Here is a 26,463-nt window from a genome sequence, read left to right as displayed (position 1 = left end):
AATTGATATGACATCTAAGGGTGCATTTAATGGGGTACAAAGAGATTTATGCCCGCTATCGTCAGCAGATTCAGGACGGTCTTCTGAAACCGGGAGCGCGCGTACCCTCGATTCGTTCGCTAGCGAGCGAGTTGCAGGTAGCGCGAAAAACGGTAGAAACCGCGTATGAAATTCTTATTGGAGAAGGCTATTTCGTGAGTCTGGGGGCGAAGGGGACCTATATAAATCCGGAGCTCAGGCTGACTTCAACGGTCAGCGCAGACAACGCTGTATCTTCTTGTTCACTTAACGCTCAGGTTACTGAAAGGAAGGGTGATCTGAGGCTCGGAATCCCTGCTCTGGATGAATTTCCCCATAAAAAATGGTTACTAATATCGGGAAAAGCGGCGCGAAGTCTTCGTCCAGAAGAAATGCTCATGCCCCCGGTAATGGGCTTTCAGCCGCTACGTGAGGCCATTTCAAGTTATCTCAATATTTCAAGAGGACTGGATTGCCGACCGGAGCAAATCTTTGTTACCAGCGGCTATCGGGCCAACTTACGGTTAATTCTGTCGGTACTTGCACAGCCTGAAGATAAAGTGCTGTTTGAAGATCCTGGCTACTTTTATGGTCAGCAATTATTGAAGCGAATGGCATCCAATCTGCACTATATACCTGTTGATCGGCAGGGCATGGATGTTGATTATCTTCAGCGCTATCACAACGATGCACGCTTCGCTATCGTTACACCCACTCATCAAAGTCCGCTCGCAGTTAGCCTTTCATTACCGCGTAAGCATCAGTTGCTGGCCTGGGCACAGCAAAACAGTAGCTGGATAATCGAAGATGACTACGACGGAGAGTTTCATTACACACGAAAAGTAATCCCGGCGTTGAAAAGCCTCGATATGCATGACCGGGTTATTTATACTGGTACGTTTAGTAAAACGATAATGCCAGCTATGCGTATCGGCTATATGGTAATACCACAGGAGACGGTAGCCCGTTTCAGTGAACTGGGCGAAATCCTTGAAACGGGTCTGCCATTACTGCCGCAAAAAATACTTGCGCAATTCCTTAGCGAAGGACACTTCTACCGGCATATAAAAAAGATGCGCTTACTCTACCAGCAGCGGCGTCGCATGATGCTTGAAGCAATTGAAACGAGCTTTCCAGGGTTATTTGAATTTGAGCTTACAGATGGCGGGATGCATATTGTTGCCTTCCTGCAACGCGGTATTGAAGATATTGCATTAGCTGCATTATGGACACAGCACGAGCTTTACGTCCGGCCACTCTCAAGCTGGTATGCGCAGACACAAAAACGTTATGGGTTAGTAATTGGATACACTAATATTCGCTCAACCGAAGAGGCGCAGAAAATTTTGGAGCGGGTTAAGGGAAAAACACTGGCGCTTATGCAGCATTAAGTTTTTTGATAGCCTGACGTGAATAATAACCTATTGTTTACTAGTGTTGTTGCCTGATAAAAATATTTAGTCGATCACTCTCTGTAAATGAGGATCGACTAAATATGATCGTGATAGTACATGCGTTTTTCTTACAGGAAGCTAGCTTGGTTTCAGTGCCCTTAATTTTCTACAGGAAATTATGTATAGATAACGGGAACACCGTTTCTAAGCCAGACGTTCAAAAATAGATCGGGGTTTTGAGAATGTCTGGAATATTAGCGGATCTCAATTTCAGGAACGGCTGACATCCCAACGCGCAATAATTTTGCATCGGGTTGATTACCATCCAGCACTATTTTTACCGGTAAACGCTGAACGACTTTAGTAAAGTTACCCGTTGCATTGTCTGGCTGGATGGCAGAAAATGTTGCGCCGGTTGCAGGAGCGATACTATCGACATGTCCAGTAAACTTTTTGCCAGGCATGGCATCAATTTTAATTAAGACTTTCTGCCCCTGCTGAACATTTGTCAGCTGTGTTTCAAGATAGTTGGCAATGATGTAAGTTTGATGTAGCGGAACCACAGCCAGCAGACGTGTCCCTGCGTTAACGTAGGCACCGAGGCGCACCGAACGCTGGCCTACCATCCCATCGACTGGTGCAACAATACGCGTATAAGAAAGATTAACCCTCGCCTGACTGACCTTTGCCTGCGCGACTGCAACATCGGCTTCCGCCTGACGTAATGCAGCCCTCAACACGCCTACCTGTTTTTCTGCTGAGGTCAGAGCAGCTTCGTTCTGACGAACGACTGCGGATGCAGAACGCTGCGTTGAATGGGCTTTTTGTTGATCGTCCGCAGCGACGGTACCTCTTTGATAAAGCTTGTTAAAACGTTCAGCGTTCTGACTGGCGTACTGCGCCGATGCCTGACTGGCTAAAAGGGTCGCTTTTGTCTGGGCAATAATGGATTGTTGCTGCTCCAGTTGTGCAAGGCTGCTCAGGTGTTTTGCTTCACTAAGCTGCAAATTAGCTTGCGCCATTTCAAGCGCTATTTTGTAGTCACGATCATCCAGCGTGGCCAGTGTTTGCCCTGCTTTAACGCGTTGGTTATCTGCGACATAGATATTTTTGATATAACCCGATACTTTTGGTGCTACCAGTGTGTAATCCGCATTTACATAGGCATCATTGGTACGGGTATCATTATTCAGCATTGTCGACCAGACGAAAAATATCATTGTCATCATCAGTATTAATAATGCGCTGAGCAGAATCGTTCTTCTGGATACAGGAAATATCATTTAACCACCTCTATTTTTTCATGGCAGGTTGAAAACGTGTCTGGGGCGGCCAGACACGTTTTGGCAACCAGATAGTGAGTAATAACAGCAGGACGGCAAAGCCAGTCATCAGCAGATAGCTGTCGCCCAGACTCAGAACAATTGCCTGATGTTTCAATAAGGTGATAAATCCCGCGATGTTCTCGGTGTTGCTGATGTTGCCGTCGTGTAATAAAGGGATACTGCTGCTGGCCTGCTCACTGACCGGTGTCGATATCAACCATGGGCGGTTGGCTACGTTATTGACCAGAACATTAGAATGAAATTGTTCTCTGTGATTTATAAACCATTCCACTAAAACGCCAGCAGCGATACTTGAAAAACCCCGTACGGTATTGAACATAGCAGAGGCATAATGTCCTTCCGGGGGAGCCACAACACTGGTTGCGCTCATAAGCAACGGTAAAATAATTGACGGTAATCCAATCGCCTGCAGAACCTGTATGGCCCAGAAATTCTGGCGTGCCCAGCCGCTGGTTATCTGCATACCCATTAGGCTGGCGGAAATCATCAGAGCAATCCCGAAAGCTATCAGCCAGCGACAATCAACCCAGCGCAGACTAAGCAGTGCGGCAACAAGCGGGGTGATAATTAACTGCGGGAGCCCAATGGTCAAAGCCAGTGGCGCAAATTGCGCTGTTCGAAAGCCCTCTACTTTGCCAAAGAAATTGGACGGCAAAGCCGAGCCAGCCAGCGCCAGTACCAACACTACAGCGAGCGCCATCAGGCCATATGAAAAGTTACTTCTCTCCAGCATCTGTAATTTGAACAAAGGGAGGGGATGAAACCATTCATTAATCAGAAAAATCGCCAGGCACACGATGGCGCTGGATAACAGACAATTAAATAACGGCGATTCAAACCAGTCCAGACGTCCACCCTGAGTGATGGCGATTATTAAAAACGTCATACCAGAACAGCCGGTAAGCATACCGAACAGGTCGATCTGTTTAAATCGGTCGAGATAAATCGGGTCCTGCGGCAAACCCCAGCCAATAAATATCATCGAAATCAAAATGGCGGGGACCACTTGCCAGAACATGAACATCCAGCTCACTTCATCTGTCCAGAATGCCGCCAGTGAAGGTGCCACATTTGGACCAAAAGTCGCAGTCAGAGCATAAGCTCCCAGGCCATAAAGTTTTATAGATGGTGGCAGAAAACGTAGCGCCACAGTCATGAGTAAGGGAGGAAGTGCACCGCTAAACAGGCCCTGTATCGTTCGCAAGAGAATAAACAAATGCGCGTTCGGTAGTAAGGGTAAAAGTATGCCGCAAACCATAAAACCGCCAGCGCAACCAAGAGCCAATTTACGCAGCGAAAAAGTCACAGCAAACCATGGTGCGATCATCATCGCCACTACTTCCGCGGCCTGGTAGGCAGATGTGAACCAACTGGCTTGATCATAAGTCACGCCAATTCCGGCACGCACATCTGCAAGCGCTATATCTATAACCCGACCATTAAGGCCGGAGGTCAAGGCTGCAATCAGTACACCCACAAATCCCATTGCAAGGCGCCAGGTAAAGGGGGGCGAGGGTGGGGTAGAACGCTGTGCATTCATACAATGTTCTCGTGCATTAAATCGGTACGATGTACCGTATTGTGGTACAGTGTGACATCTTACATTGCGAGAGCGTCCGTTGCAATGTGATAATTAATACATGAACTGAGGTAACAGGCTGCCGTCACCGGACAATAAGGAGCTCTATATGGCCGTAAATGCTTCAAGCTTTGAGGATGAAAAACCCGCGGGGATTCAGGTTATCGCCCGCGCAGCTGCAATTTTGAATGTGCTGGGTAAGCACCCTGGCGGCATGAGTCTGGGGGAAATTGCGCAGGAGGTTGCTCTCCCTCGTTCAACGGTGCAGCGTATAGTCGCGGCCTTAGAGAGTGCTCAACTTGTGCGTAGCAGCGGTGCAGGTGGCCTGCGTCTGGGACCAGCACTACTCAAACTTATTTCCAGTGTGCACAGCGATGTAGTGGATCTTGTACGTCCCTTCCTGGAACAACTTTCGGCCAATATTAATGAAACAGTGACCCTTGCACGTGCCAGTGGTACCCAGCTGGCAATCGTCCATTACGTTGTAGCATCACGTGAATTACGTGTTGTACCTCGTATTGGACTTAATTTGCCGCTCTACAGTACTTCCGGCGGTCGGGTGTTACTGGCTATGGAAAGTGATGAAGATGTCCGCATCTTGGTAGGCGAAGCCTATGAAGATCTAACCGGAATGACAGTTAAAACTCTTCCACAACTTCTGGAGCTGATCGCCGATGTTCGTGCCAATGGGCTGGCTATAGATCTGGGTGAAACTCTCGAGGGCGTCTGCACGATAGCAGTAGCGCTAGACACACTTTTTGGTCGCTTTTCTATCTCATTATTAGTTCCAGCGGCACGTTTCCATAAAAATGAAACCTTTTATCGGAAAGAACTAATGCAATGCAAGGAGGCGATAGCTAATGAAATTGGAAGAATAATTACGGTGGTAGAATAATTAACAACAAGAATAAGTATTCTTAACGAAATCAGATAGGACGCTGGCATGGCCTACCCCATTCTGCGTGATTATTTGTTACATAGAATATTATGTAATCGTCAGGGCTAAAATGACTAACCATCCCGGTTTACTATTACCACAGGCATAGAGGTTTATTTGTTTGATCCTCGCTCACCTTAGCAACGTGACTAAAATGAAAGTACCAATAGAATGCTCAGACAGCATTTACTGAAAGGAACTAACATATCGGTGTACAGCAAGCAAAGACTAAACAGTGTTGCCAGATAGCTCAGCAAGAGGCCAGGAAAAATGCTATATGATGGATCACCAGCAAAGCATTTCAGCTAGTTTGTTGCATCCATCAATTGAACTCCCAGCCAGAAGCGAATATCCGGCGTTATTCTCACTGCGGATGGATTAAGCTTCTATCCATCCGATGTCGTACAGGTTGTGACGGCATAGTAAAGCTTAATCGTACCGGCAACGCCTCAGTTCAGCGAAGCAAAATACTGCATCAGCGATTTACCCAGCACTTTCCTGAACATGGTGATGAATGCGCTCACCGAGTCATATCTCAGCGTGCAGGCCACGTTCTGTACTGATTTCCCCCTCAGCCATATAATTCAGAGCAATCACAAGCAGGTGTAAAGAGTAACCAAGGAAAGAGTCTACATTACAGAAAAAAGTCAGACCAAGGACAGCGGATCAAGAGACTGAGCAGGCGCCAAAAGCAAAAAAGCTCTGGAAGCTAACTCGTATTTCTGAGCATGGAAACGGGAAAACAACTCTTGCAGTTAATCGCTATAAGCGTCAGCAAAAGGGTACCTGCAAAACGACACCGGGTTTTCTAGGATTAATCCCCTGGATGAATTCCAGAAGATATCCCCCCTGCAACTTCATGTTATGCAGGACCCTATTGTCTTTATAGCTTCATCAGATGTCCGGTCTATGTGCACGGTGTATCTGATCACGGATCTTATCAACTGATGCTTTGATGTCAGCAACTGCATCCGCATCCATTCCAAGGGTATCTACAATACAGCGCGTGATATTGCTGGCCTCAATCTTCAGTGTATCCCCCTTCTCTGTCAGATGAATAAGCACTTCACGTTCATCCTTCGGATTGCGTGTCCGGGTGATCAACCCCGCACTCTCCAGCCGCTTAAGTAAAGGAGTCAGCGTGCTGGACTCAAGGAAGAGTATTCCACTCAGTTCCTTCACAGTGCGTCCATCCTGATTCCACAACGTGATCATCACCAGGTACTGGGGATAGGTTAATCCCAGCTTATCGAGCATTGGGCGATAGAGCTGCGTAAACGCATGTCCCGCGGAGTATAGCGAGAAACAGAGCATGCCGTGCACATCCGGAAGTAAATCCCCGGTATTTATCTCTTTAGTCATATGTCCTCCAGTCTCTAAAATAATTTGTGTGCGATTTAATTGCAAGCGATTGACAACAACAAAATTCAGTGCCAAATTAACTCATACACAAACAAGTCGTGCACAAATCAATTGCACAAAAACATACAACGCATAACTGGAGAACGATATGTCCACATTCACAACGACAGACGGGACTGGCATTTTCTATAAAGACTGGGGCTCAGGTCAGCCAGTCCTCTTTGCTCACGGATGGCCGTTATCGTCTGACGCCTGGGATCAGCAGATGCTCTTCTTCAGCCAGAATGGCTTCAGGGTTATCGCTCATGACCGGCGCAGCCACGGGCGTTCGGACCAGACATTCCATGGCAACAATATGGATCAATATGCTGACGATCTGGCCGAACTTATTGAAGCGCTGGATCTGAAGAACCTGATTTTAGTAGGCCATTCCACAGGGGGGGGCGAAGTAGCACATTATATCGGTCGTCATGGTACTTCGCGTGTAGCTAAAGTTGTTTTGGTTGGCGCAGTACCTCCTCAGATGCTCCGGACGGATGCTAATCCCGACGGTACTCCGCTGGACGTATTTGATGCCATCCGCGAAGGAACGGCTAAAAACCGTGCCCAGTTCTTCTTCGACCTGACCATGCCATTCTATGGCTTCAATCGCGACCATGTACCAACCAATGACGGGCTGCGGGAAAACTTTCGCAGGATCGGGCTGCAGGGGGGGATTAAAGGACAATATGACTGCATCCATGAGTTCTCAGAGGTCGACTACACACGCGATCTGCAGCAGATTGATCGTCCTACCCTGATTATTCATGGTGACGATGACCAGATTGTGCCCATTAAGGCATCAGCACACCGCGCCGCTGAGATCGTTGCGAACGCAACACTGAAGATATATGCCGGCGGTTCACATGGTCTGGCTGAGACAGAGGCCGACCGCTTTAATGCTGACGTACTGAGCTTTATTCGCGGCTAACGAGGTGGCCTGTTCCATACAGGCCACACCCATCAACTGTGTTAAAAAGGGGAACTATCATGTCTAAATTTGCTGCCTCCCTCGCCATTGCTACCGCTCTGCTGTCTGCCAGTGCTTTCGCCGAAGCCACAAAGCCGACTGTTGTCCTGGTTCATGGTGCCTTTGCTGACTCATCAAGCTGGAATGATGTCACGCGGATCCTGCAAAAAGACGGATATAACGTCTTCGCAGCGGCTAATCCGTTGCGCAGTGTTTCGACTGATGCGGCTTACGTCTCTTCTGTTGTGAACAATATTAAGGGACCTGTTGTACTTGTCGGACATTCCTATGGTGGCCAGGTAATAACGAACGCAGCCCGGGAAAAGAACAATATTAAATCCCTGGTTTATGTCGCCGCATTTGCTCCTGACGCAGGTGAAGCGGCCGCTGAACTGGCAGGGAAATTCCCGGGCAGCACCCTTGGCGAGGCACTTTCCGCGCCGGTTAAGCTGGCTGATGGTAACGTCGATCTGTACATTGAGCAGTCGAAGTTCCATCGGCAATTCGCTCATGACGTGTCAGCTGAAAAAGCTGCGCTGATGGCAGCAGGACAACGACCTGTGACCGAAGCAGCATTAACTGAAAAATCGGGGGCTCCTGCCTGGAAAACAGTGCCCTCTTACTTCATTTATGGTGACAGCGACAAAAATATCCCTGCCCAAAGTTTGCGTTTTATGGCTGAACGTGCGGGATCAAAGCACACCGTGGTGATCAAAGAGGCATCCCATGTCGTGATGGTTTCTCACCCTCAGGACGTAGCCTCACTTATTGAGGAAGCAGCGAAATAAACGTTTTTGTCCTGTTTTTAGCGATCTTCCCGTCAGGAGCACTGTCCCGCATTTTTCCTGCGCTGCAACTGCCGGGGTATTCAGTGTTAGTTGCCTTCGAAATAAACAGAAGAAAGATCGTCCGCCTGTGGTAAAGGCGGGCGTTTTCCTCAGGGTATCTAGCGAGTCCAGTCTTCCAGCACCAGACCCTACACCCGCTCAAACTCCTGCGAATTATTTGTCACTAGGATTGCGCCGGCCGTAATGGGGTGTCCGGCGAGCGCCGTGTCATTCGGACCGATCGGCGTCCCGGCTAGCCGTAGTTCATCTCTTTTTCCGCTGAGATCCGAAAAAGGTACAGTCAGATTTCCACTCAAAAGATGGATAAGATAGTGTTTGATTACTACATGAATGAGATCTAACAGAAGGGGTGACAGCAAAAGACACGTCCGCTATGAGCGAAAAACGGACCTTCAAATCCAAACCGGTTCAATTGATTAACTTTGGCTGTCAGTCAAGCCATCGTTAACATGAATCCGATCGAAAATTCCTTATCGCATTTTTACAAATACGCAGTGGCAAGAAAGATAGATTCTGGCTCATGACAAGTAGAGTTGTTCATTTGTATAAAGAGACTTCGCCTTCAGGACGCGTTTTGAACCTGCGATGCATCCACAGGTATTGCTCAGGAGCACGGAGAATTTCACGCTCGATGATCTTGTTCATATAAGCCGCTGCGGCGACCTTGTCTTCCCCTGGATAGCCTGACAACGGATTGCTGATATACATGTGATAACCTTTTTTATCGCTACGTCGAATCATGCTAAGTGTGATCAAGTGTGCACCAGCGAGTTTTGACAGAGCATACGTTCCGTTCGTCGTGGCTGCTTTTTTTACCGAGAAAAAAGGTGCAAAAACGCTTCCTTTAGACCCATAATCCTGGTCTGGTGCAAACCAAACGGCTTCACCTGCTTTTAGCGCATGAACAAAACCTGATAAATTACGTCGATTAATCATAGCCTTATTTGAACGCATACGCCCTTTTGTCTGTACCCATTCCATTAATGGATCATTGTGTGGGCGATACGTTGCCATCATAGGATGGCATAACCCCATTACTCTTCCACACAACTCAAGGGACATAAAATGAATCCCTACAACCATTACTCCTCTTGTCGCACCGGTCAGGTTTTCAAGCCCTTCGACATCAAACCATTTTTTGACTCTCGCATCGCTCCAGAACCAGGCCATTCCTGTTTCCATCAGTCCCAGCCCGAGAGAAGCAAAGTTTTTATTGACCATCTGGCTCCGGGCAAACGGTGTCATCTCGGGAAAGCACAGTTCGATATTTCTAATCGCAATCCCTTCCCGGCGTTTCAGAAAGGGTCTGGATATTGTTCCAAGGCCAGAGCCCAGAATATGTAAAACCGGGTAAGGAAGTTGAACGAGAAGCCACAGCAGACCCAAACCAGACCAGGTAAGCCAGTGGCGAGGATGAAGTAAATTATGAGTAAAAGTCTGTGCCATAAATTTCCTTAATGCTAATGAAGGTTATAACGCAAAAGGAAAACAATGAGGCAATTTGTCTTTAGCGATACATTTTGTTTTAGACAATTTAAACCCATCTAAATTCAGAAAAAATAATTTTGCAATGCCTGGTAAAGAATTTAAAGAGCCAGGAATGAATTGTAAGTCAGCAAATTTATTCTGTTATAAATCCATGGTTTTATCATTGATACTCAAGGAATTGTCTTCTTGATTCATCATCATCAAGGTACTCAAAAGAAAAAAGCCGAATTTTGGTAAGTTTATAAAACCACTCACAATCGTTTCGTTGAATAATTTCGCCTGGTTTGAAACATATTCCGGATGCCATCCGAATAATCGCATATTTACCATTACTAAACCTGACCCGGTGAATACAGAAAGGTTGACCGGCCTGCCCGTGACAGCTGTTTGACAGGATATGTCCTTCAATAAAAACAGATTTTTTAGATTTCATTATCATACCCTCGACAACTGCAGTACAGGAGAAATGTTGTCATTTCCCGACATCACTGACGTTAAGTGGCAGAAGCTGATCAGCCGCCGATACACCAGCATTCTGAAGGTCTGAACAACAGTCCGCAGGCAGGGCACTCAAGAACCGCATCTTTTCTTAGTTTACCTGCTTTCTGATCGGCTCTGTGTGCGCATACCGGGCAGGCAACATGAACCGGTCTTTCTTTAAAATACCTGAGCCCATTTGTATAAGACATAAATAACTCTCTGAGGAATACATTAATTATTATACGCTTTACTCTAAAAACAGCCGGGTTAAGTTATGTTGATTTATGACTGAATCACGATAGCAGATATTGAAAATTGAACGTCCGATTTATGATATAATACCCTTCCATGAGAAATTTATAATGAAATCAGAAGACACCCTTGACTGGTACCCGTCCCAGCTACCGCCAGTAAAAATTATTCTTGGCGAAGCCGTGCTGGCTGTGGGTAAACAGGGCCGACCGATTAATACCCGAACCTTGCTGGAATACCTTCAGGTCATGCAGGGCAGGCAAAAAAAAAGGGATGACAAAATCGCCATGCAGACAGCGATTGACGTTCTCAGGGATAATCAGCGCATTAACGGCAGACGTTAATGCACCTCCGGGATCAGCGTCAGTTCTGAATGATCTCAACCGTATGGTTTTGTCTATCATCCTTCAGCGGTATTCTGTCATCAGGGAGGAGAACACCATCCAGCGTCACGCAATATTCTGCATCGCCGCGTGAAACACTAATCTGATAATGGCTTTCACCATACTGATATGCCATAGAAAAAGACGACCACGCATCCGGTAACCTGGCATGAACACTAAAGTCAGTGCCGGAACGTTTTATCCCCAGTAATTCCTCGGTAAGTAAACGCCAGGCCCAGCCTGCGGAACCGGTATACCAGCTCCACCCTGCACGTCCGGTATGGGGAGCGACGCTGTAGACATCAGCACTCATGACATAAGGCTCAGCTTTATAAATCCCGACCGAGTCCGCATTCAGGGTGTGATTTATAGGGTTGAGCATTGACCAGAGTTGCCAGGCTCGTTCGGCATTCCCCATTCGGGCAAAGGCCATCACTGCCCAGATGGCGCCATGCGTATACTGCCCTCCGTTTTCCCGCACGCCGGGCAGGTACCCCTGTATGTAGCCCGGATTCGGGCCGTGTCCGTCGAAAGGAGGCGTTAACAGTTTGATCAGCCCTCCTTCGTTATCCACAAGGTGCTTATCCAGCGCCTGCATGGCCTTTGCGCACCGTCCCGGGTCTGCGGCCCCGGACAATACAGACCAGCTCTGCGCAATCGCATCGATCCGGCAGTCCTGAGAGGCTTTCGACCCCAGGGGAGTACCATCATCAAAATACCCGCGCCGGTACCATTCACCATCCCAGGCATGGGCTTCGAGATTGCTTTGCAGACGCAGGGCCTGTGCACGGCACATAGAGGCGACATTCTCATCCATCCTGCGCTCCGCCAGCGCTGCAAACCGCTGCAAAATATCGTACAGGAAGAAGCCCAGCCAGACGCTTTCACCTTTGCCTTCGATACCCACCTGGTTCATCCCGTCATTCCAGTCACCTGCCCCCATCAGCGGCAGGCCGTGCCCCCCGAACCGCTGTCCATACTGAAGAGCTTTGACGCAGTGTAACCAGAGTGTCTCTTCGGTGCCGCTGATGACCGGCGTGTCATAGACTGACTCTTCACCCGGCTGAAGCGGCCGTCCCTCAAGATAAGGAATGCGTGTTTCCAGTGCATCCATATTCCCCGTCGTTTCAACATAGTGGCAAACAGCAAAAGGAAGCCACAGGTAGTCATCGGAACAGCGGGTACGCACACCGTTTCCGTGTGGCGGGTGCCACCAGTGCTGCACGTCACCCTCGATAAATTGCCGTGATGCACAGAGCATTATCTGTTCACGCATTCGATCCGGAGCAGCATGGCTCAGTGCCAGCGTATCCTGCAGCTGATCGCGAAAACCAAATGCCCCACCAGACTGATAGTAACCACTGCGGGCCATAAGACGACAGGCTACTGTCTGATACATTAGCCAGCCATTAACCAGTAAATTTACGGACGTGTCGGGGGTGTTAACCACAATTTTATCGAGCATATTGTGCCAGTGGATATGAACCCGGTTCAGCGCCTGGCGGACCGCATCTTCGTTCATATAATGGGCAAGCGTCTCCTGAGCGCGAGCATGATTCTCAGCAGCGCCAAGGATGAAAATAAAGGTCCTCTGATCGCCGTCGATTAATTTGACGGCAGATTGCACCGCCCCGCAGGGATCCTGGCCGGCGCCCGTCTTACCTGATAGCCTGAGCAGTTTCATCGCAGACGGGGCGTGCAGCGAGCCGTTGCGACCGATAAACTCCCGGCGGTCACCAGTCAGCGAACAGTCATTACCGCTGACGGCAAAAAATGCAGTACGGTCACCGCCGTTATCACCATAAAAGTTGTTCGCCAGTACCCCGCAGCCGCCAGGAACACTGGCTGCCTGTGTCACAATGTGAGGAGCCGAGCGAGGTCGGGATTCACCCAGCGTCCATTCCACATAGCCAGTTACGGAAAGTTTGCGTGTCCGGCCCGACGTATTACTGAGCGTCAGGAGTGCAAGTTTAACCGGCGCGTCTTCGGCAACCAGAACAGTCAACTCGCTGTCTATACCGCTTTCACGATGGGCAAAGACGCTGTAACCAAAACCATGGCGCGTCAGGTAATCACCGTGTCCGCGAACAGGCAAAACCGTTGGCGACCAGTACTCGCCGCTCTCTTCATCGCGCAGATAAAACGCCTCGCCGCTGCGATCGCTCACCGGATCGTTCTCCCAGGGTGTCAACCGGTATTCATGCGCATTTTCATACCAGGTATAGGCCTGTCCCGCCTCTGAAATCACACTGCCAAAACGGGAATTTGCCAGTACGTTTGACCATGGTGCCGGTGTCAGCGCATTTTCCCGCAGGACAATCTGATACTCCCGACCATCCTGAGAAAACCCACCGTATCCGTTGAAATGTTGTAACTGACCGACATCGGGATTCCACTCCTTGTGCTGATTACGTTCCCGGACTGCGTGAGGTACGAATGCTCTGGCCGGAGGTTTGAGAGTATGAATACGCTGATTAAGCTGCTCACCAATTCCACCTGCACGATCATCAAGATAAAGACAGGCCACGCTCATCAAAAGCAACTTATCTTCAGCGGAGAGATGCTCGCCATTACGGACAAAAAGCCCACCCGTTTTATCCAGCAGACTGGCTTCAGCCCCGGCATAAATTAACTCCATAATCTGATTTTGTAATCCCTGCTGATAACCGCCGGGACTGTTATTGAGGATCACCAGATCCACCTCCAGCCCTTTCTGTCTCCAGTACCGGTGTGCCTGAATCAGAGTGGTCACGGCAGCGATACTTTCTTCGCTGGTAATACTCAGCAGCACTATCGGCAGATCGCCTGAAATTGCCCAGCCCCACAGACCGGACTGACCGCGACGGTTGCGGCTGATCGCCTGTCCCTCGACTCGCAGCTCCTGGACAGGGTAAAGCACTGCACTGGCGAGACGATTAAACAACGTGGCATCATCTTCACTGGCATTCATCTGACGTAATACCACCTGACTGTGAGACCTGGCCAGTTCGAAGACGCGATCAGCGATAGGGTAATCGCGGTATTTTTCCAGCAGAGCCAGACTTTGCTGACGGGTCTCGCTGATGCCATAAATGATATCAATCGTGACCGTCTGCCCCGGCTGCATAATGATGGCATGGCGTATCGCCAGTACAGGATCCAGTACTGACCCCGACGTGTTACTAAGCGCTCCTCCAGCCTCTATTGCCAGGGCATCAGCAGGACTTCTGCCACGGCCAAGAAATTTTGCCCTATTCGTTTCAAATGAGACGGTATGAAGTGTATCGCCATGCACCACCATCATGTGAAACAAGCAGGGACTCGGTTCATCCGGGGTGCGCGGGCGCCGGTGGCAAAGAATAGCGTCACGCTCAGGTTCAAGTTCAGTCTGAATAAACAGATTGCTGAATGCCGGGTGTGCCAGATCGCTGGCATCAGGGGCCAGTACCACTTCGGCATAGGTTGTCAGCTCCAGAGAGCGGGGCTGGCGTCCACGATGAATGAGTGTGAGACGTCGCAGTTCAATGTCATCTTCCGGGGAGATAACAATCTGAGTTTTGACGCTGAGTCCACCAAAGGTACGTCTGAATTCAGCACTCGCATCGGTGAATATCACTTCTTCTTCGTGTTCGCTGGCGTTGCCTGTCGGCTGCCAGGTATTGCTCCACACGTTGCCCGTCTGCATATCGCGGATATAGCAGAATGCTCCCCAGTTATCTCGGGTGGTATCACTGCGCCAGCGTGTAAGAGCAATATTTTTCCAGCGACTGTAACCGCCACCGCCTACCGTCAACATCAGATGATATTGACTGTTGGACAGGAGCTGAATATCCGGAGCTGGCGTGTCCACCCCATTGAAAATGCGGGGTTCATAGCGAACGGGTTTGACTCTGCCCTCATGAGATTCAAAATGACGACGTGGGCTGTAGAGATCGAGCGCATCCGGCACGCGCTCCTGTAACAACAGACTCGCTGAACGGAAGGTCGTACTGGACATAAATCGCTCAGTCATGGGGGCCCCAAGCAATACATGGGCCAACGCCTGAAATGCCATGCCCTGGTGATGTGCCATCCAGGACTGAACCACCGCATAGAGCTGACCAGATGCGAGGCGTGAGGGGGTATAATCCAGCGCTTCATAAAAACCATATTCGCCGTGTGCGCCATTTTTTTGCAGCCTGAACAGGTTCTCACAGGCTTTCTGTGGAGAGACCATCAACGCCAGCAATGTGGCATAAGGGGCGACAACCATGTCATCAGCAAGCCCCCTGCGCAGACCGAGGCCCGGCACGCCAAAGGCCTGATACTGATAATTATACTGAACATCAAAAGCATGATAACCAGACTCTGAAACCCCCCACGGTACTCCGCGTTCTTTCCCCCAGTGGATCTGGCGCATAACTGCCGACTGACTCATCTCATCGAGCAGGCTACCAGGCCAGGTAGGCATTACAAGATTCGGCATCAGGTATTCAAACATGGATCCGCTCCACGACATCAGGGCAGTTTCATTATCAATCGTGGTAAAAAGTCGACCCAGCGCGTACCAGCTTTTAAGAGGAAGTTGATTAGTCGCAATGGCAAGAAAACTGGTCAGGCGAATTTCAGACGGCAGGAGATCATAGTGGCTCTTGTCAGGCGTATTTGTGTCACAGTTATAACCAACACTGAGCAGACTGGTTGCTTCGTTGTACAGGAAGGCGAAATCCATCCGGGCATGTTCATCCAGCCGCTGTTCAAGCTCGGTGATAATATTGAGTCGCATCCGGGCCTGCCCCGTCGCTGATGCAGAGGGTGTTTCTTTACCGGTAAATGTCTCCCGGGCAAGCTCGCTCAGCGTCGGCAGCGTTTGTTTGTTCCAGGATGCAGGTAACCAGCCAAGCAGCAGCGACCACTCATGGCAAAGCTGAACCAGCTGATGCTCCAGATGTCCTGCCCAGCGCATCTGGAGGGGGGCTCCATGATGACATTGCGTGATCAGATGGTTGCTCTGGGTGCGCATGTTTTTCAGCTCGCTGAAAAATGCCTGCGGAGAGAGCGACACCGCGAACAGGTAGTGTTTGCGCAGCAGCCGCAGGCTGTCCGGGGGATTCTGACCCCACTGGTTTTCCAGAATACCCAGCGTATCGTTCAGTCCTTCCAGTATTTGTTGGCTGTTTAAAACAGGCTGATGACGCATGGCGGACAGCCCTGCACGCAGGGTCAACAGATGCCCCGCCAGGTTGCCGCTGTCAACACTCGAGATGTAGCGTGGGCTGAGGGGGGCCAGCGTACGGGTGTCATACCAGTTGTAGAGATGGCCCCGGTAGTGCTCCATTTTATCCAGCGTGTCGAGCGTGAGCGACACGCGCCGGAGCACCTCTCCGCCGGGCAGATAGCCAAAGTCCCATGCCGTCAGGTTAGCCATAAGGGAAAGGCCAATATTGGTAGGGGAAGTGCGATGGGCCACCTTCGGTTGCGGTAGTTCCTGGTAGTTATCAGGCGGAAGCCAGTTCTCTTTTTCTGTGGCAAAGGTTTCAAAAAACGCCCAGATTTCACGGCCAGTCTGGCGTAACAGCTGTTTTTGTTCCTGATTTGGCGAAAACACCTTACGCACGGGCTGGCGACTCAGCCAGCTCATCAGCAGCGGTGCCACACACCATAACATACCGATCGGCAACGCAATTCCCAGCAGTTGTGGTGCAAATTGTCCGGTCAGTATTATCAGCGTCACGCCACAGGCTACATTCAGCCACATCGCCTGATAAAACCGCGCAAAAGCGGGTGTGGACTGATTGCTGTCGTGGCTGTGAATGACCCACTGGCTGAGGCTACGCCTGCTGATCCCCAGTCGCCATAGCGTCACGGCAATCGCCTTCAACGAATATCCGGCTTCGTGTGGCAGTACCGCAAAATTAATCCCGATACCTGACAAACGCTTCAGCGCGCCCGCCCCCACCAGTAACAGATGCGGCTTCAGGCGGCGACGCAGAGGTTTATGCAGAAGATCATGGGCAATGCAGAGGATGGATGGTAATAGCCATATCAGTGAAAGTACGCCCAGCCAGTAAACCGGATTGGGTACCCCAAGCAGGGTAAAGAACAGCAATACCAGTAAAGAGGGGGCGACCAGACTGCGCCGCAGATTATCAAGTAATTTCCAGTAAGAAAGCGCGGTCAGCGGATTCCTGTCTCGGGTTCCATCGGCTTTTCTGACGCGTGGTTTCAGCCAGTTAAGCAGTTGCCAGTCACCCCGGATCCAGCGTGAACGCCGTGCAACATCCGACAAATAATTATTAGGGTATTGTTCGTAGAGCAACACCTCACTCAGCAGACCCGAACGGGCATAGCATCCTTCGAGGAGGTCATGGCTGAGGACCAGATTTTCCGGGCAGGTGTTGGCGGTGGCCTGCATAAAAATATCAACATCGTAAATCCCTTTGCCCACGAACGATCCTTCCCCAAACAGATCCTGATAAATATCCGAAGACATCATCGAATAGGGGTTATTGCCCGGTATGCTGCTGCGCAGCGCTGCGTAACGCCCCTGACCGTTGCGTGGTATCTCCTCTGCAAGGCCGGGTTGCAGAATGCCGAATCCTTTGACAACCCTCTGGCTTACTGGATCATATACTGGCGTATTCAGCGGATGTGCCATTGCCGCGACCAGTTTGTGTGCCGTATCGCGCGGCAGCAACGTATCACTGTCCAGGGTAATAACGTATTTAATGTGACCTGGTAAAAGGTGGGTAGGCATGTCTGCTACGCTGACGAATTGTGTCCCCGGATGGCGTAACCAGCTGTTCAGTAACGCCAGCTTTCCCCGCTTGCGTTCATAGCCCATCCAGGTTCCTTCAGCGGAGTTCCATTCAGGCTGGCGGTGTAGCAGATAAAAACGTGGCCGCCCGGAGGGATAGCGGCGGTTCAGCGCCTGCGTATCGGCGATCGCCTGTCTCAGCAGTATGTGACTTTCTGGCGAGGGTTCATTTTCAGAATCAGCGAAGTCAGTGAGCAGCGCGAACCTGAGATTTTCGTTTTCATTCCCCAGCCAACAGACTTCAAGGCTGGTAAGGAGCTTAGTGAAACTTTGGTGGCTGGTCAGCATGCAGGGGATGACTAACAGGGTGGCGCTGTCAGCGGGAATACCGGTTGAAAAATCCATTCCCGGCAACGGGCGAGGAACACGAAAGCGGGTGGTTGCGTCACTGAGTAAATCACTTATTAACTGAGTTAAAGCGATAATCAAAGGCAGTATCACTGCGATCAACAGCCACTGTGCGCCCTGCATGGCAGTTTCGTGCAAAATTGCCGCGGTTGTTGCGGTGGTCAACAACGCCAGGCTTCCAAGCCATGACAGCAGGGTTATTCTGTTGAAACTGTGCCGCAAGCGTATGAGACTTGAAGTATCTGCCAGGAGATGAATTTCCAGCGCCTGTCGACCTTCGCCTGCGAGATAATAACCAACATGATGTTCCGGTGTATCGGGAGCATTCTTTCCTGACAGCCGCAGTACTCTGTCAGCAACCTCTGGCTCGCTGAGACCACTGTCTCTGGCCAGGACCTCAACAACGTGTCGGTAATGATCCCGGGTATTGAAGTGCATCCGGGGGTAGATCCCGGCAGGATCATTACGTAAAGCCTGTTCGACGACACTTATCGTTTCGGCGAAATCAGCCCAGTCCGTTTCACTCAGTAACCGCAGACCCGCGATGCTGTTGCTGACAGACAGCTGGCTGGCGGCAAGCTGTTGATTAAAGTTATGTATGAGAACGTCGGAGGTGATCCCCTGTTCCCGAAGGCTCTGTTCAACCCAGTTCAGAGGTAACGACAGCGCGTTACCATGCCCCTGCAGGCGCCGCACCAGTTCGGCGACAAACGCACTGGTTAAAGGAGGCCGGGAGCGTGCCATGTCGGCAACTACCATGATTAAATCACCAGGCGCACTCTCGGCGCATTCGAAAATCCTTGTTATCCACGTATCGGCCAGATTTCTGTCCTGCTGCGCTTTTACCACTTCCACGCTTATACGACGGAGATTTTCTATCAGCGCCAGGCGCAGCATTCCCGGTAATGCCCAGACTTCACCTAATGTCAGAGGTGTCACCTGTTGATAAGCTGTGAGATAGCTGGTCAGACTGGCGGCATCCCAGCGGCCATCACCGTGAGCAATAGCCTCTGATGCAATGTTGTAAATTCGTGGGCAATTCAGCGGCGACATCAGCGACGGGAGTCCTTTACCAAAGCTTTTTGGTAAGTGCTGGCGGACAGTGCGTATCTGTTCTTCAATCAGATAGTAATTGTCCAGCAACCACTCTCCGGCGGGCATGATACTGGTCTTTTTACCCGCGTTAAGCTCATAGCAGTTTTGAGTGATGATAGCCTCATTGTCGCCAAGCCTTTTCAGAAGATAATAAGGATGTTTATCCGGTGATAATTTATGGGTTCGCGCCAGCTTCTGACCGTAGCGCTCCATCTGGGCGGTCGAAAAGAGTTCTAACCGCGGAGGACTTTCACCGGCAGGATCGTTCGCTGAAAACGTTACGTTTTCAGCAGCATCCCTCGGAATACGGGAGCGGTTAAACCACACTTTGGGGTTCATTTTCATAGCATTGCTCTGATGCAACGTTAGCACGCAGGAGCAGTTGCGAAATCAGTTCAGAAACGTTCTCTCAGGATGGGCGTCAGGCATCAGGGATTTAACAGCTGCCGGAATCTAACATAAGTATAGGACATGGGCTCTGATCTGCGGTTGTGGTCGAGCTAGCGTCGGGAGATAAACAGAGCTTTACATCCGGGGCAAAGCATGGCTTGGTTGAGTCGGATTTTTGACAACGGCTGTGCTGATTTTAAGCCACAAACAGGACAGGCAGCAGTGGCAGTAGACGCACTGCTGAAGAGTTTCATTGCGTAATTGATAACAGACATGACCATTAACCTTTCAATGAATGAGCTTCACCGTATCACATATGGTTAAGTTTTAATCTATATATTTTGAGGCACAGAAATTCAGGAAAGATAAATGTTCGCAGCCACAGGCCCCCTGTTACCGTTGATCCGGCAAAATTCTATGCGGCTTCCTGGGATGAGTAATTCTGATTCGCGGGAGTTAACGGCTGAAATGTGAAGCAGGACGTCTTTTCGGCCATCAGAGGGGATGATGAGGCCTTTACCGCTGAGAATGTCAAAACTTTTGACAATTCCGGTCATTTTATGGGACAAGTCAATTCCTTATTGAAAACACGTAAATAGTATACATTGAAAATAGCACGCTGCCACTTTTGTTTTCCTTGCAGAATCTCTGGACGGCTAAAATATAATTTACTTATTATTATTTACCGTGCCTTAATGAATCCCATCAGTTCGATGTAAAAACGAACGTTTAACATTTTTCGGGAAGTCCTCATTACCAGGCGCTATCTCTGATATCCCCTCCTTTTGAGTCCAAACGTTTAATACGATATGTTTGCTATCAATACAATCATTTATAACGGGAGTCAGTATGACCTCAAGAATTAAAGGCCTGGTAAAATGGTTTAACGGAGACAAAGGTTTTGGCTTCATCTCTCCTCTTGATGGCAGTAAAGATATCTTTGTCCATTTTTCTGCGCTTAGCGGCGACAACTTTAAAACTTTATTTGAAGGACAGAAAGTTGAATTCGCCATTCACAGCGGTGACAAAGGTCCTGCTGCTGCAAACGTAATACTTTGCGATAAATAAATCTTTGTGGATCTGCGACAACGATCAAGGATTATTCCTGAGTAGACATACCCATAAATTAAATGTGATAAAAGCCGTTTAATCCTAATATCAGGTCAGCATATTTTTGCATATGTATGAATGTGTTGACCGATTTGATGAGGTGCAGGACTGCTGCATAAAAATTTCAAAACAGAAGCTAACTGCTTGTTAAATAATAAAGTGCGTAAGGGGCGAGGCTGCCTCCGAAAGCATCACGTCTTTATTTTTACCTTAGTGGCATCTACCAGTAAACATCACTGAGAGAAAAGATTAACAGATTCATGGTGGCATATGATAAAAATTCTTGTTTTCTTTAATGCCGAACCCTGTAAAGTCATGACCGTTCTGGAGGGTATATCCTCTATCAGACGAGAATATCCGAACGGTGATGAAGCACATCTTCGGATTATGTCCGCTGGCTTTCCTTCATTAACCGGCGATCATGGTGTTGTTTACGTGGATTCTGACAGGCAGTTAACGTCGCAGGAGATACTCGATGCTGCCAGGAAATATTTATAGCAGTTTCATTACCTTCTCTGCTTCATGTTTAATTGCGTACCTACCCTATTTATAAGATACAAACAAAAAAAATAAGTAAAAAAACTTTATAGCCTGCTAACCGCAGGCTTTTTTTTCAACACATTCTTTTAAAAATCGCTGTCAAATCAGGAGGTCACACTATGTGCATTGACAAAATACAGATGGCCCTCTACCTCCCTTCATGCTATTTTGCCTCTTATGATGAATCCTTCTGAGCGGCAGGGCAAATTAACCTGATGAATTTTCTAATGGAATGTTCATCATGCACGAACGAAGCAGCGGGTCATAGGGATACCCAAAGGCTTACCGGGAGGCATCGGCATCATATTCATAAGCATCAAGCGATGCAGCAGAGGATTTTTCTCTGGATGTTTTATGCTTCTTGTTTTGTAAGAATTATTGAAAGATTGTTATATATTTAGTCCAGCAATATGTCTGGCAACTATAATGGTTAGTTACTTCCTTTCCGAGTTCGGTGCTTCTTTTAAGGAGGATTTCACTTTTTACAAATTGGTGATTTCTTTAATGACTATAATATTTTCAATACTTATCTTATTTTTGTTAAATAATGCACTCATGAAGTAAGGAGATACAGTTAAATTTCATCTCGAAGATAATCATCTTCTTCCTGAGATAAAACCTAAAGCGAAGCCTATACCGACTGCTATGAGAATACTTGTCGCAGGATATGACTCAACTTTATTCTTCATGCTGTTAGCCCCACTACGTAACGCATCATCGGTTTTAGTGGCGTATTCTTTTACTGTTTCCTTAAATTCATTTTCAGACTTTTCAGGTGAATGGTTAAACATGGCACTCTCCGGTTTGAAATTATTTATTTAAGTATAGTCAACACCCTTAGGGAAATAAAAAGTTGCAGCTAAATAACACGACTTAGATTATTATTTTCTTACAGTGCTTTTTATATATTTAATGAGTATATGCAAACCTAATCGGCGTTACAGTGTAGGGTACCCTATACTATTAAAACCTCATAAAGATAGGATGCCGGAGTAGACTATGCTAACTTATTTAGAGATCCCAACCGCAGATGTCAGGTTGATGCAAGAAGAATGGCAGTATTCCATTAACGAATGGGAAGATGAAGGAGGGGCGTCTGAAAAAATATATAAAGATGTTGACATTCTAAAAAGTAACAATATGGAATTAATTTTTGATTTACTGTGCTTTGAAAATGAAGGGAAATAGTAACGGTAAATATCGTCTTTTCTTTTCTAATGTTCGTATTTGGTTCATCGCCGCCCAGAAACCTTGCCGCAGGAGCAATTCGTAAAGAATACAACCACACATTCGAAACCGCCCTAACTTTATGTATTGATCAAAAAATTCTGGTCAATGCCTTAGCTTTTTCCAAAGACGATTTCCGCGTCGACGCTTACTCTACTTGGTTCGTTAACTTCAAAGAAACAGCCGGAACTTCCTGCATGTATTGACCTGCTCAGCATTAACAAATTCAATAGAGATGTAATAAAATTCCGCTTCTGGCAAAGGGCTGCTGTTGCAGCCCTCACAAATTAAACTTCAATAGACTCAGATATCTCCAGGGCATCATCCACTTCAATACCGAGATAAAGGACTGTACTTTCAAGTTTTTTGTGACCTAACAATAGCTGGATCACTCGAAGATTCTTCGTTTTTTTATAGATCAGATATGGCTTGGTTCTTCGCATAGAATGCGTACTGTACAGAGTCTCGTCGAGACCTAGCTTATCAATCCATCCATGAAAAATACGGTTATATTGCCTGGTTGAGATATGTCGTGAAGAACCGACGCGGGACTGGAACAGATAGTCGCTACTACGTAGATGAGCCATTTTGATCCATGCTGCTACAGCCTCTCTGGTTCCCTTAGTCAGTTCAAACTGAACGGGGCTTCCCGTTTTTTGCTGCAGCACTGTCGCTCTGCCCGAAACAGAGTGCCCATAGGCCACATCAGAAACTTTTAGCTTAACCAGATCACAGCCCCGAAGTTTACTGTCCAGAGCCATGTTAAACAGAGCTAAATCGCGTACTTTTCCTTCCATCTCAAGTCTGATACGGATTCCCCAGATATGAGAGATCTGAAGAGGCCGTTTCTGGCCAATAATACGGCCTTTGTTCCAAGGGGATGTTGTCATGCTCATTCTCCTTTGGGTTAGGAGATGTGATTATGGTTGTCCCATATGAGCGAAAATCGGATGCCCGCATAGCGTAAACAGGCGTCCGATATTTTGAAGTGGGCAGATTACTTAATCCGCTTCCCCGTTTCGTCAATGACCTTCTCGCCATCCTCTTTGGTAAACGCTCCTTTCTGGCCTTCCGGTAGAATATCCAGCACTATTTCTGAAGGGCGGCAAAGACGAGTGCCAAGCGGCGTAACGACAACCGGCCGATTAATCAGGATCGGATGTTGAAGCATGAAATCAATCAACTGCTCATCATTAAATTTCTCTTCATCAAGACCCAGGTGTTCATAAGGCTCAACATTCTTACGCAGTAATGCACGCACCGTAATTCCCATATCTGAAATAAGTTTAATCAGCTCATCACGGGTGGGTGGCGTATCGAGATAATGAATTATCGTCGGTTCGTTGCCGCTGTTACGGATCATCTCCAGCGTGTTGCGTGAGGTGCCACAGGCCGGGTTGTGATAGATGGTAATGTTGCTCATATCAGTATCTCATTACAAAGTGACAGAGAGCCGCCACGCCAGAGCGGCCAGAGTGACAAACAGCACCGGCACAGTCATGACAATGCCGGTCCGGAAGTAATATCCCCAGGTGATCGTCATATTTTTCCGGGCAAGCACATGCAGCCACAGCAGGGTTGCCAGACTGCCTATCGGGGTGATTTTCGGGCCTAAATCGCAGCCAATCACATTGGCATAAATCATTGCCTCTTTGACGACGCCAGTCGCCGCACTCCCGTCAATCGACAGCGCACCAATCAGCACCGTCGGCATATTGTTCATCACTGATGAGAGAAATGCCGTCAGGAAGCCGGTGCCGAACGTCGCTGCCCATAACCCCTTGTCTGCCAGCTGATTCAGCACACCAGACAGGTACTCCGTGAGCCCTGCATTGCGCAGGCCATAGACCACGAGGTACATGCCCAGCGAGAAAATAACGATCTGCCATGGCGCACCGCGCAGGACTTTCCCGGTGTTGATGGCATGGCCTCTTTTCGCCACCACAAACAGCACTGCTGCGCCAGCCGCCGCTATCGCACTGACCGGGATCCCCAGCGGCTCCAGAACAAAGAAACCGACAAGCAGCAATAACAGGACAATCCAGCCCGCCCTGAAGGTTGCCGGATCCTTGATCGCACTGGCTGGTTTCTTCAGCAGCGAAACGTCATACGTTGCCGGAATATCCCTGCGGAAGAAGAAATGCAGCATGGTCAGCGTGGCCGCAATCGCTGCCGCATCCACGGGGATCATAACGGAAGCATACTGCGTAAAGCCCAGACCGAAGAAGTCCGCCGAGACGATATTAACCAGGTTAGAAACAATGAGCGGCAGGCTGGCCGTATCTGCAATAAACCCTGCAGCCATGACAAAGGCCAGTGTCGTGCCCTGGCTGAACCCCAGTGCGAGCAGCATCGCAATCACAATCGGCGTCAGGATCAGCGCGGCGCCGTCATTGGCAAACAACGCAGCAACAGCGGCACCGAGCAAGACTATCCAGGTGAACAGCAGGCGGCCACGTCCGTTACCCCAGCGGGAGACGTGCAGTGCGGCCCATTCAAAGAAGCCGGACTCATCGAGCAGCAGGCTGATGATGATGACCGCAATAAATGCCGTTGTCGCGTTCCAGACGATATTCCAGACAACGGGAATATCAGCGACATGGATGACACCGGTTCCCAGCGCCAGCACTGCCCCGATACTCGCGCTCCAGCCAATACTCAGGCCTCTGGGTTGCCAGATCACCAGTACCAGCGTCAGTAAAAATATACTCCCTGCCAGAAGCATCTCAGACTCCATCATATATGATTATGTAAATATCTTCCTGCCTCAGCAGGAGGTGCAGGCTGATTTATCCAGCCATTCACGCACATCCTCCCGCATACACTGCCAGGACGTTGTGATTGTCTCAGCTGCCCACGCTGGTATGTGGGGTGACAGACGATAGTGGATCCATTTGCCTTCACGACGGTCAAGTACCAGCCCGGCCTCACGAAGGATAGCCATATGTCGCGAGATTTTTGGCTGTGATTCAGAGGTGGCCGCGCAGATATCGCAGACGCACAGTTCACCGGACTCCCGGAGAAGCATGACGATGGTGAGCCGTGTTTTATCCGACAGGATTTTGAAAAGCTGAACAGGTTGTAGCATTTGTCACTCCATTCCCTTTAGAATATACATATGGTAAATCATATGTATTAACTTTGAAATCATCTGGTCTGTCCGGAGGAGAAAAATGGAACAATTTCCTGCCCTGAACACCGAATGCTTTGATCAACACATCGCTGAACGTCTGCACCTGCAGGAGCCACCACGGATTCTGATTCTGTATGGCTCAGTAAGAGAGCGCTCCTACAGCCGTTTTGCCGCGGAAGAAGCTGGTCGCCTGCTGACGGCGATGGGCGCGGAGGTAAAACGCTTTAACCCCTCCGGTTTACCCCTGCCGGATGATGCGCCGGACACGCACCCTAAAGTCACCGAGCTGCGCGGTCTGGTCAGATGGTGTGACGGGATGGTGTGGAGTTCTCCGGAACGGCACGGGGCTATGAGCGCAGTTATGAAGGCGCAGATTGACTGGATACCCTTAAGTGAAGGCGCGGTTCGTCCTTCGCAGGGCAAAACACTTGCGGTAATGCAGGTCTGCGGTGGTTCCCAGTCCTTCAATGCAGTGAACCAGATGCGTATTCTGGGCCGCTGGATGCGGATGTTTACGATACCCAACCAGTCTTCCGTAGCCAGGGCATGGCAAGAGTTCGACGAAAACGGCCGAATGAAACCTTCGTCATGGTATGACCGCATCGTCGATGTAGCCGAGGAGCTGTTTAAAATCACACTGCTGCTTAAGGGACAAACCGGTTATCTTGCGGATCGTTACAGCGAGCGAAAAGAGAGCCATCAGGAGCTTTCATCCCGTGTCAATCAGGACAAAATATAACGTCTGTTCT

The 26,463-nt window shown here is 49.0% G+C and carries 23 protein-coding genes and 1 pseudogene; 9 read left to right on the top strand and 15 right to left on the bottom strand.

The window, feature by feature from the left end; genetic code table 11:
- Nucleotides 1-29 precede the first annotated feature (29 nt).
- Entirely contained in the window at nucleotides 30-1,409 is a 1,380-nt protein-coding gene (gene pdxR / locus SOM40_RS12190) for a MocR-like pyridoxine biosynthesis transcription factor PdxR (protein WP_320530035.1), read from the top strand.
- Between the two features lie 257 nt (nucleotides 1,410-1,666).
- Here the strand turns inward: pdxR and SOM40_RS12185 are convergent, their stop codons facing one another.
- Together SOM40_RS12185 and SOM40_RS12180 are read right to left on the bottom strand one after the other, a co-directional pair.
- The gene (locus tag SOM40_RS12185) at nucleotides 1,667-2,695 is read right to left on the bottom strand and encodes an HlyD family secretion protein (protein WP_180210379.1); all 1,029 of its coding nucleotides are present in this window, start codon (nucleotides 2,693-2,695) and stop codon (nucleotides 1,667-1,669) included.
- Nucleotides 2,696-2,705: 10 nt separating this feature from the next.
- Complete coding sequence (locus SOM40_RS12180) at nucleotides 2,706-4,298, bottom strand: MFS transporter (protein ID WP_312187273.1); 1,593 nt, start codon at nucleotides 4,296-4,298, stop codon at nucleotides 2,706-2,708.
- Between the two features lie 148 nt (nucleotides 4,299-4,446).
- Between SOM40_RS12180 and SOM40_RS12175 the strand changes: the two genes are divergently transcribed.
- Nucleotides 4,447-5,232: an IclR family transcriptional regulator gene (locus SOM40_RS12175; protein ID WP_071444128.1), complete on the top strand. Its 786-nt coding sequence runs from the start codon at nucleotides 4,447-4,449 to the stop codon at nucleotides 5,230-5,232.
- A 936-nt stretch (nucleotides 5,233-6,168) separates the two neighbouring features.
- Here the strand turns inward: SOM40_RS12175 and SOM40_RS12170 are convergent.
- Nucleotides 6,169-6,636 (bottom strand): MarR family winged helix-turn-helix transcriptional regulator, encoded by a 468-nt coding sequence (locus SOM40_RS12170; protein WP_320530034.1) that lies wholly within the window; start codon nucleotides 6,634-6,636, stop codon nucleotides 6,169-6,171.
- 148 nt (nucleotides 6,637-6,784) lie between these two features.
- On the opposite strand from SOM40_RS12170, the gene SOM40_RS12165 reads away from it, so the two are divergent.
- Complete coding sequence (locus SOM40_RS12165) at nucleotides 6,785-7,606, top strand: alpha/beta fold hydrolase (protein ID WP_320530033.1); 822 nt, start codon at nucleotides 6,785-6,787, stop codon at nucleotides 7,604-7,606.
- Between the two features lie 59 nt (nucleotides 7,607-7,665).
- A complete protein-coding gene (locus SOM40_RS12160) occupies nucleotides 7,666-8,433 on the top strand; it encodes an alpha/beta fold hydrolase (RefSeq protein WP_320530032.1) in 768 nt (255 codons plus the stop codon).
- A gap of 188 nt (nucleotides 8,434-8,621) precedes the next feature.
- Here SOM40_RS12160 and SOM40_RS12155 read toward each other — a convergent pair.
- The 4 genes and pseudogenes from SOM40_RS12155 to SOM40_RS12140 all read right to left on the bottom strand — a co-directional run.
- Nucleotides 8,622-8,735: pseudogene (locus SOM40_RS12155) on the bottom strand (VapC toxin family PIN domain ribonuclease); the annotation flags it as partial.
- A gap of 295 nt (nucleotides 8,736-9,030) precedes the next feature.
- Nucleotides 9,031-9,939 (bottom strand): kdo(2)-lipid IV(A) palmitoleoyltransferase, encoded by a 909-nt coding sequence (gene lpxP, locus SOM40_RS12150; RefSeq protein ID WP_280713837.1) that lies wholly within the window; start codon nucleotides 9,937-9,939, stop codon nucleotides 9,031-9,033.
- Between the two features lie 202 nt (nucleotides 9,940-10,141).
- On the bottom strand, nucleotides 10,142-10,414 hold the full coding sequence (locus SOM40_RS12145; RefSeq protein ID WP_280713838.1) for a hypothetical protein: 273 nt from the start codon (nucleotides 10,412-10,414) through the stop codon (nucleotides 10,142-10,144).
- Between the two features lie 79 nt (nucleotides 10,415-10,493).
- Nucleotides 10,494-10,670 (bottom strand): YnfU family zinc-binding protein, encoded by a 177-nt coding sequence (locus SOM40_RS12140; protein ID WP_213076229.1) that lies wholly within the window; start codon nucleotides 10,668-10,670, stop codon nucleotides 10,494-10,496.
- A 153-nt stretch (nucleotides 10,671-10,823) separates the two neighbouring features.
- On the opposite strand from SOM40_RS12140, the gene SOM40_RS12135 reads away from it, so the two are divergent.
- Nucleotides 10,824-11,057: a YnaE/YdfK family cold shock protein gene (locus SOM40_RS12135; protein WP_032992301.1), complete on the top strand. Its 234-nt coding sequence runs from the start codon at nucleotides 10,824-10,826 to the stop codon at nucleotides 11,055-11,057.
- A gap of 19 nt (nucleotides 11,058-11,076) precedes the next feature.
- Here the strand turns inward: SOM40_RS12135 and SOM40_RS12130 are convergent, their stop codons facing one another.
- From SOM40_RS12130 to cspF, 3 genes are all read right to left on the bottom strand, one after another.
- Complete coding sequence (locus SOM40_RS12130; protein ID WP_320530031.1) at nucleotides 11,077-19,659, bottom strand: GH36-type glycosyl hydrolase domain-containing protein; 8,583 nt, start codon at nucleotides 19,657-19,659, stop codon at nucleotides 11,077-11,079.
- A 155-nt stretch (nucleotides 19,660-19,814) separates the two neighbouring features.
- Complete coding sequence (locus SOM40_RS12125) at nucleotides 19,815-19,958, bottom strand: YnfU family zinc-binding protein (protein ID WP_234006120.1); 144 nt, start codon at nucleotides 19,956-19,958, stop codon at nucleotides 19,815-19,817.
- Between the two features lie 102 nt (nucleotides 19,959-20,060).
- Entirely contained in the window at nucleotides 20,061-20,273 is a 213-nt protein-coding gene (gene cspF / locus SOM40_RS12120) for a cold shock-like protein CspF (protein WP_106995984.1), read from the bottom strand.
- A 280-nt stretch (nucleotides 20,274-20,553) separates the two neighbouring features.
- On the opposite strand from cspF, the gene SOM40_RS12115 reads away from it, so the two are divergent.
- Together SOM40_RS12115 and SOM40_RS12110 are read left to right on the top strand one after the other, a co-directional pair.
- The gene (locus tag SOM40_RS12115) at nucleotides 20,554-20,772 is read left to right on the top strand and encodes a cold shock domain-containing protein (RefSeq protein ID WP_106995985.1); all 219 of its coding nucleotides are present in this window, start codon (nucleotides 20,554-20,556) and stop codon (nucleotides 20,770-20,772) included.
- 312 nt (nucleotides 20,773-21,084) lie between these two features.
- A complete protein-coding gene (locus SOM40_RS12110) occupies nucleotides 21,085-21,312 on the top strand; it encodes a hypothetical protein (protein ID WP_320530030.1) in 228 nt (75 codons plus the stop codon).
- 638 nt (nucleotides 21,313-21,950) lie between these two features.
- Here the strand turns inward: SOM40_RS12110 and SOM40_RS12105 are convergent.
- Nucleotides 21,951-22,145: a hypothetical protein gene (locus SOM40_RS12105; RefSeq protein WP_023479757.1), complete on the bottom strand. Its 195-nt coding sequence runs from the start codon at nucleotides 22,143-22,145 to the stop codon at nucleotides 21,951-21,953.
- A gap of 208 nt (nucleotides 22,146-22,353) precedes the next feature.
- Between SOM40_RS12105 and SOM40_RS12100 the strand changes: the two genes are divergently transcribed.
- Nucleotides 22,354-22,542, top strand: a complete 189-nt coding sequence (locus SOM40_RS12100; protein ID WP_023479866.1) for a hypothetical protein — start codon at nucleotides 22,354-22,356, stop codon at nucleotides 22,540-22,542.
- 326 nt (nucleotides 22,543-22,868) lie between these two features.
- Here the strand turns inward: SOM40_RS12100 and SOM40_RS12095 are convergent, their stop codons facing one another.
- From SOM40_RS12095 to SOM40_RS12080, 4 genes are all read right to left on the bottom strand, one after another.
- The gene (locus tag SOM40_RS12095) at nucleotides 22,869-23,471 is read right to left on the bottom strand and encodes a site-specific integrase (RefSeq protein ID WP_023479883.1); all 603 of its coding nucleotides are present in this window, start codon (nucleotides 23,469-23,471) and stop codon (nucleotides 22,869-22,871) included.
- Between the two features lie 107 nt (nucleotides 23,472-23,578).
- Entirely contained in the window at nucleotides 23,579-24,004 is a 426-nt protein-coding gene (arsC, locus tag SOM40_RS12090; RefSeq protein ID WP_312190863.1) for a glutaredoxin-dependent arsenate reductase, read from the bottom strand.
- 12 nt (nucleotides 24,005-24,016) lie between these two features.
- A complete protein-coding gene (locus SOM40_RS12085; RefSeq protein WP_023479682.1) occupies nucleotides 24,017-25,306 on the bottom strand; it encodes an arsenic transporter in 1,290 nt (429 codons plus the stop codon).
- A gap of 42 nt (nucleotides 25,307-25,348) precedes the next feature.
- On the bottom strand, nucleotides 25,349-25,669 hold the full coding sequence (locus SOM40_RS12080; RefSeq protein ID WP_023479906.1) for a transcriptional regulator: 321 nt from the start codon (nucleotides 25,667-25,669) through the stop codon (nucleotides 25,349-25,351).
- A gap of 85 nt (nucleotides 25,670-25,754) precedes the next feature.
- Between SOM40_RS12080 and arsH the strand changes: the two genes are divergently transcribed.
- Nucleotides 25,755-26,453 (top strand): arsenical resistance protein ArsH, encoded by a 699-nt coding sequence (arsH, locus tag SOM40_RS12075; protein ID WP_262671742.1) that lies wholly within the window; start codon nucleotides 25,755-25,757, stop codon nucleotides 26,451-26,453.
- Nucleotides 26,454-26,463 lie beyond the last annotated feature (10 nt).

This window comes from Leclercia sp. CFBP8987, assembly GCF_034044995.2.
GTDB classification, from domain to species: Bacteria; Pseudomonadota; Gammaproteobacteria; order Enterobacterales; family Enterobacteriaceae; genus Enterobacter; species Enterobacter tamurae.
Note: the sequence above shows the minus strand (reverse complement) of the source record. Positions and strands in the feature narration are given on the sequence as shown.

What these genes read in the sequence shown, in the direction of transcription:
- SOM40_RS12165 (WP_320530033.1), top strand. Translation starts at nt 6,785, where the DNA reads ATGTCCACATTCACAACGACAGACGGGACTGGCATTTTCTATAAAGAC.
- SOM40_RS12130 (WP_320530031.1), bottom strand. Translation starts at nt 19,659, where the DNA reads ATGAAAATGAACCCCAAAGTGTGGTTTAACCGCTCCCGTATTCCGAGG.
- lpxP (WP_280713837.1), bottom strand. Translation starts at nt 9,939, where the DNA reads ATGGCACAGACTTTTACTCATAATTTACTTCATCCTCGCCACTGGCTT.
- arsC (WP_312190863.1), bottom strand. Translation starts at nt 24,004, where the DNA reads ATGAGCAACATTACCATCTATCACAACCCGGCCTGTGGCACCTCACGC.
- SOM40_RS12125 (WP_234006120.1), bottom strand. Translation starts at nt 19,958, where the DNA reads ATGAAACTCTTCAGCAGTGCGTCTACTGCCACTGCTGCCTGTCCTGTT.
- SOM40_RS12135 (WP_032992301.1), top strand. Translation starts at nt 10,824, where the DNA reads ATGAAATCAGAAGACACCCTTGACTGGTACCCGTCCCAGCTACCGCCA.
- SOM40_RS12105 (WP_023479757.1), bottom strand. Translation starts at nt 22,145, where the DNA reads ATGTTTAACCATTCACCTGAAAAGTCTGAAAATGAATTTAAGGAAACA.
- SOM40_RS12100 (WP_023479866.1), top strand. Translation starts at nt 22,354, where the DNA reads ATGCTAACTTATTTAGAGATCCCAACCGCAGATGTCAGGTTGATGCAA.
- SOM40_RS12170 (WP_320530034.1), bottom strand. Translation starts at nt 6,636, where the DNA reads ATGACTAAAGAGATAAATACCGGGGATTTACTTCCGGATGTGCACGGC.
- SOM40_RS12110 (WP_320530030.1), top strand. Translation starts at nt 21,085, where the DNA reads ATGATAAAAATTCTTGTTTTCTTTAATGCCGAACCCTGTAAAGTCATG.
- SOM40_RS12160 (WP_320530032.1), top strand. Translation starts at nt 7,666, where the DNA reads ATGTCTAAATTTGCTGCCTCCCTCGCCATTGCTACCGCTCTGCTGTCT.
- SOM40_RS12095 (WP_023479883.1), bottom strand. Translation starts at nt 23,471, where the DNA reads ATGACAACATCCCCTTGGAACAAAGGCCGTATTATTGGCCAGAAACGG.
- SOM40_RS12185 (WP_180210379.1), bottom strand. Translation starts at nt 2,695, where the DNA reads ATGATATTTCCTGTATCCAGAAGAACGATTCTGCTCAGCGCATTATTA.
- SOM40_RS12080 (WP_023479906.1), bottom strand. Translation starts at nt 25,669, where the DNA reads ATGCTACAACCTGTTCAGCTTTTCAAAATCCTGTCGGATAAAACACGG.
- SOM40_RS12180 (WP_312187273.1), bottom strand. Translation starts at nt 4,298, where the DNA reads ATGAATGCACAGCGTTCTACCCCACCCTCGCCCCCCTTTACCTGGCGC.
- SOM40_RS12175 (WP_071444128.1), top strand. Translation starts at nt 4,447, where the DNA reads ATGGCCGTAAATGCTTCAAGCTTTGAGGATGAAAAACCCGCGGGGATT.
- pdxR (WP_320530035.1), top strand. Translation starts at nt 30, where the DNA reads ATGGGGTACAAAGAGATTTATGCCCGCTATCGTCAGCAGATTCAGGAC.
- SOM40_RS12115 (WP_106995985.1), top strand. Translation starts at nt 20,554, where the DNA reads ATGACCTCAAGAATTAAAGGCCTGGTAAAATGGTTTAACGGAGACAAA.
- SOM40_RS12145 (WP_280713838.1), bottom strand. Translation starts at nt 10,414, where the DNA reads ATGAAATCTAAAAAATCTGTTTTTATTGAAGGACATATCCTGTCAAAC.
- arsH (WP_262671742.1), top strand. Translation starts at nt 25,755, where the DNA reads ATGGAACAATTTCCTGCCCTGAACACCGAATGCTTTGATCAACACATC.
- SOM40_RS12085 (WP_023479682.1), bottom strand. Translation starts at nt 25,306, where the DNA reads ATGCTTCTGGCAGGGAGTATATTTTTACTGACGCTGGTACTGGTGATC.
- SOM40_RS12140 (WP_213076229.1), bottom strand. Translation starts at nt 10,670, where the DNA reads ATGTCTTATACAAATGGGCTCAGGTATTTTAAAGAAAGACCGGTTCAT.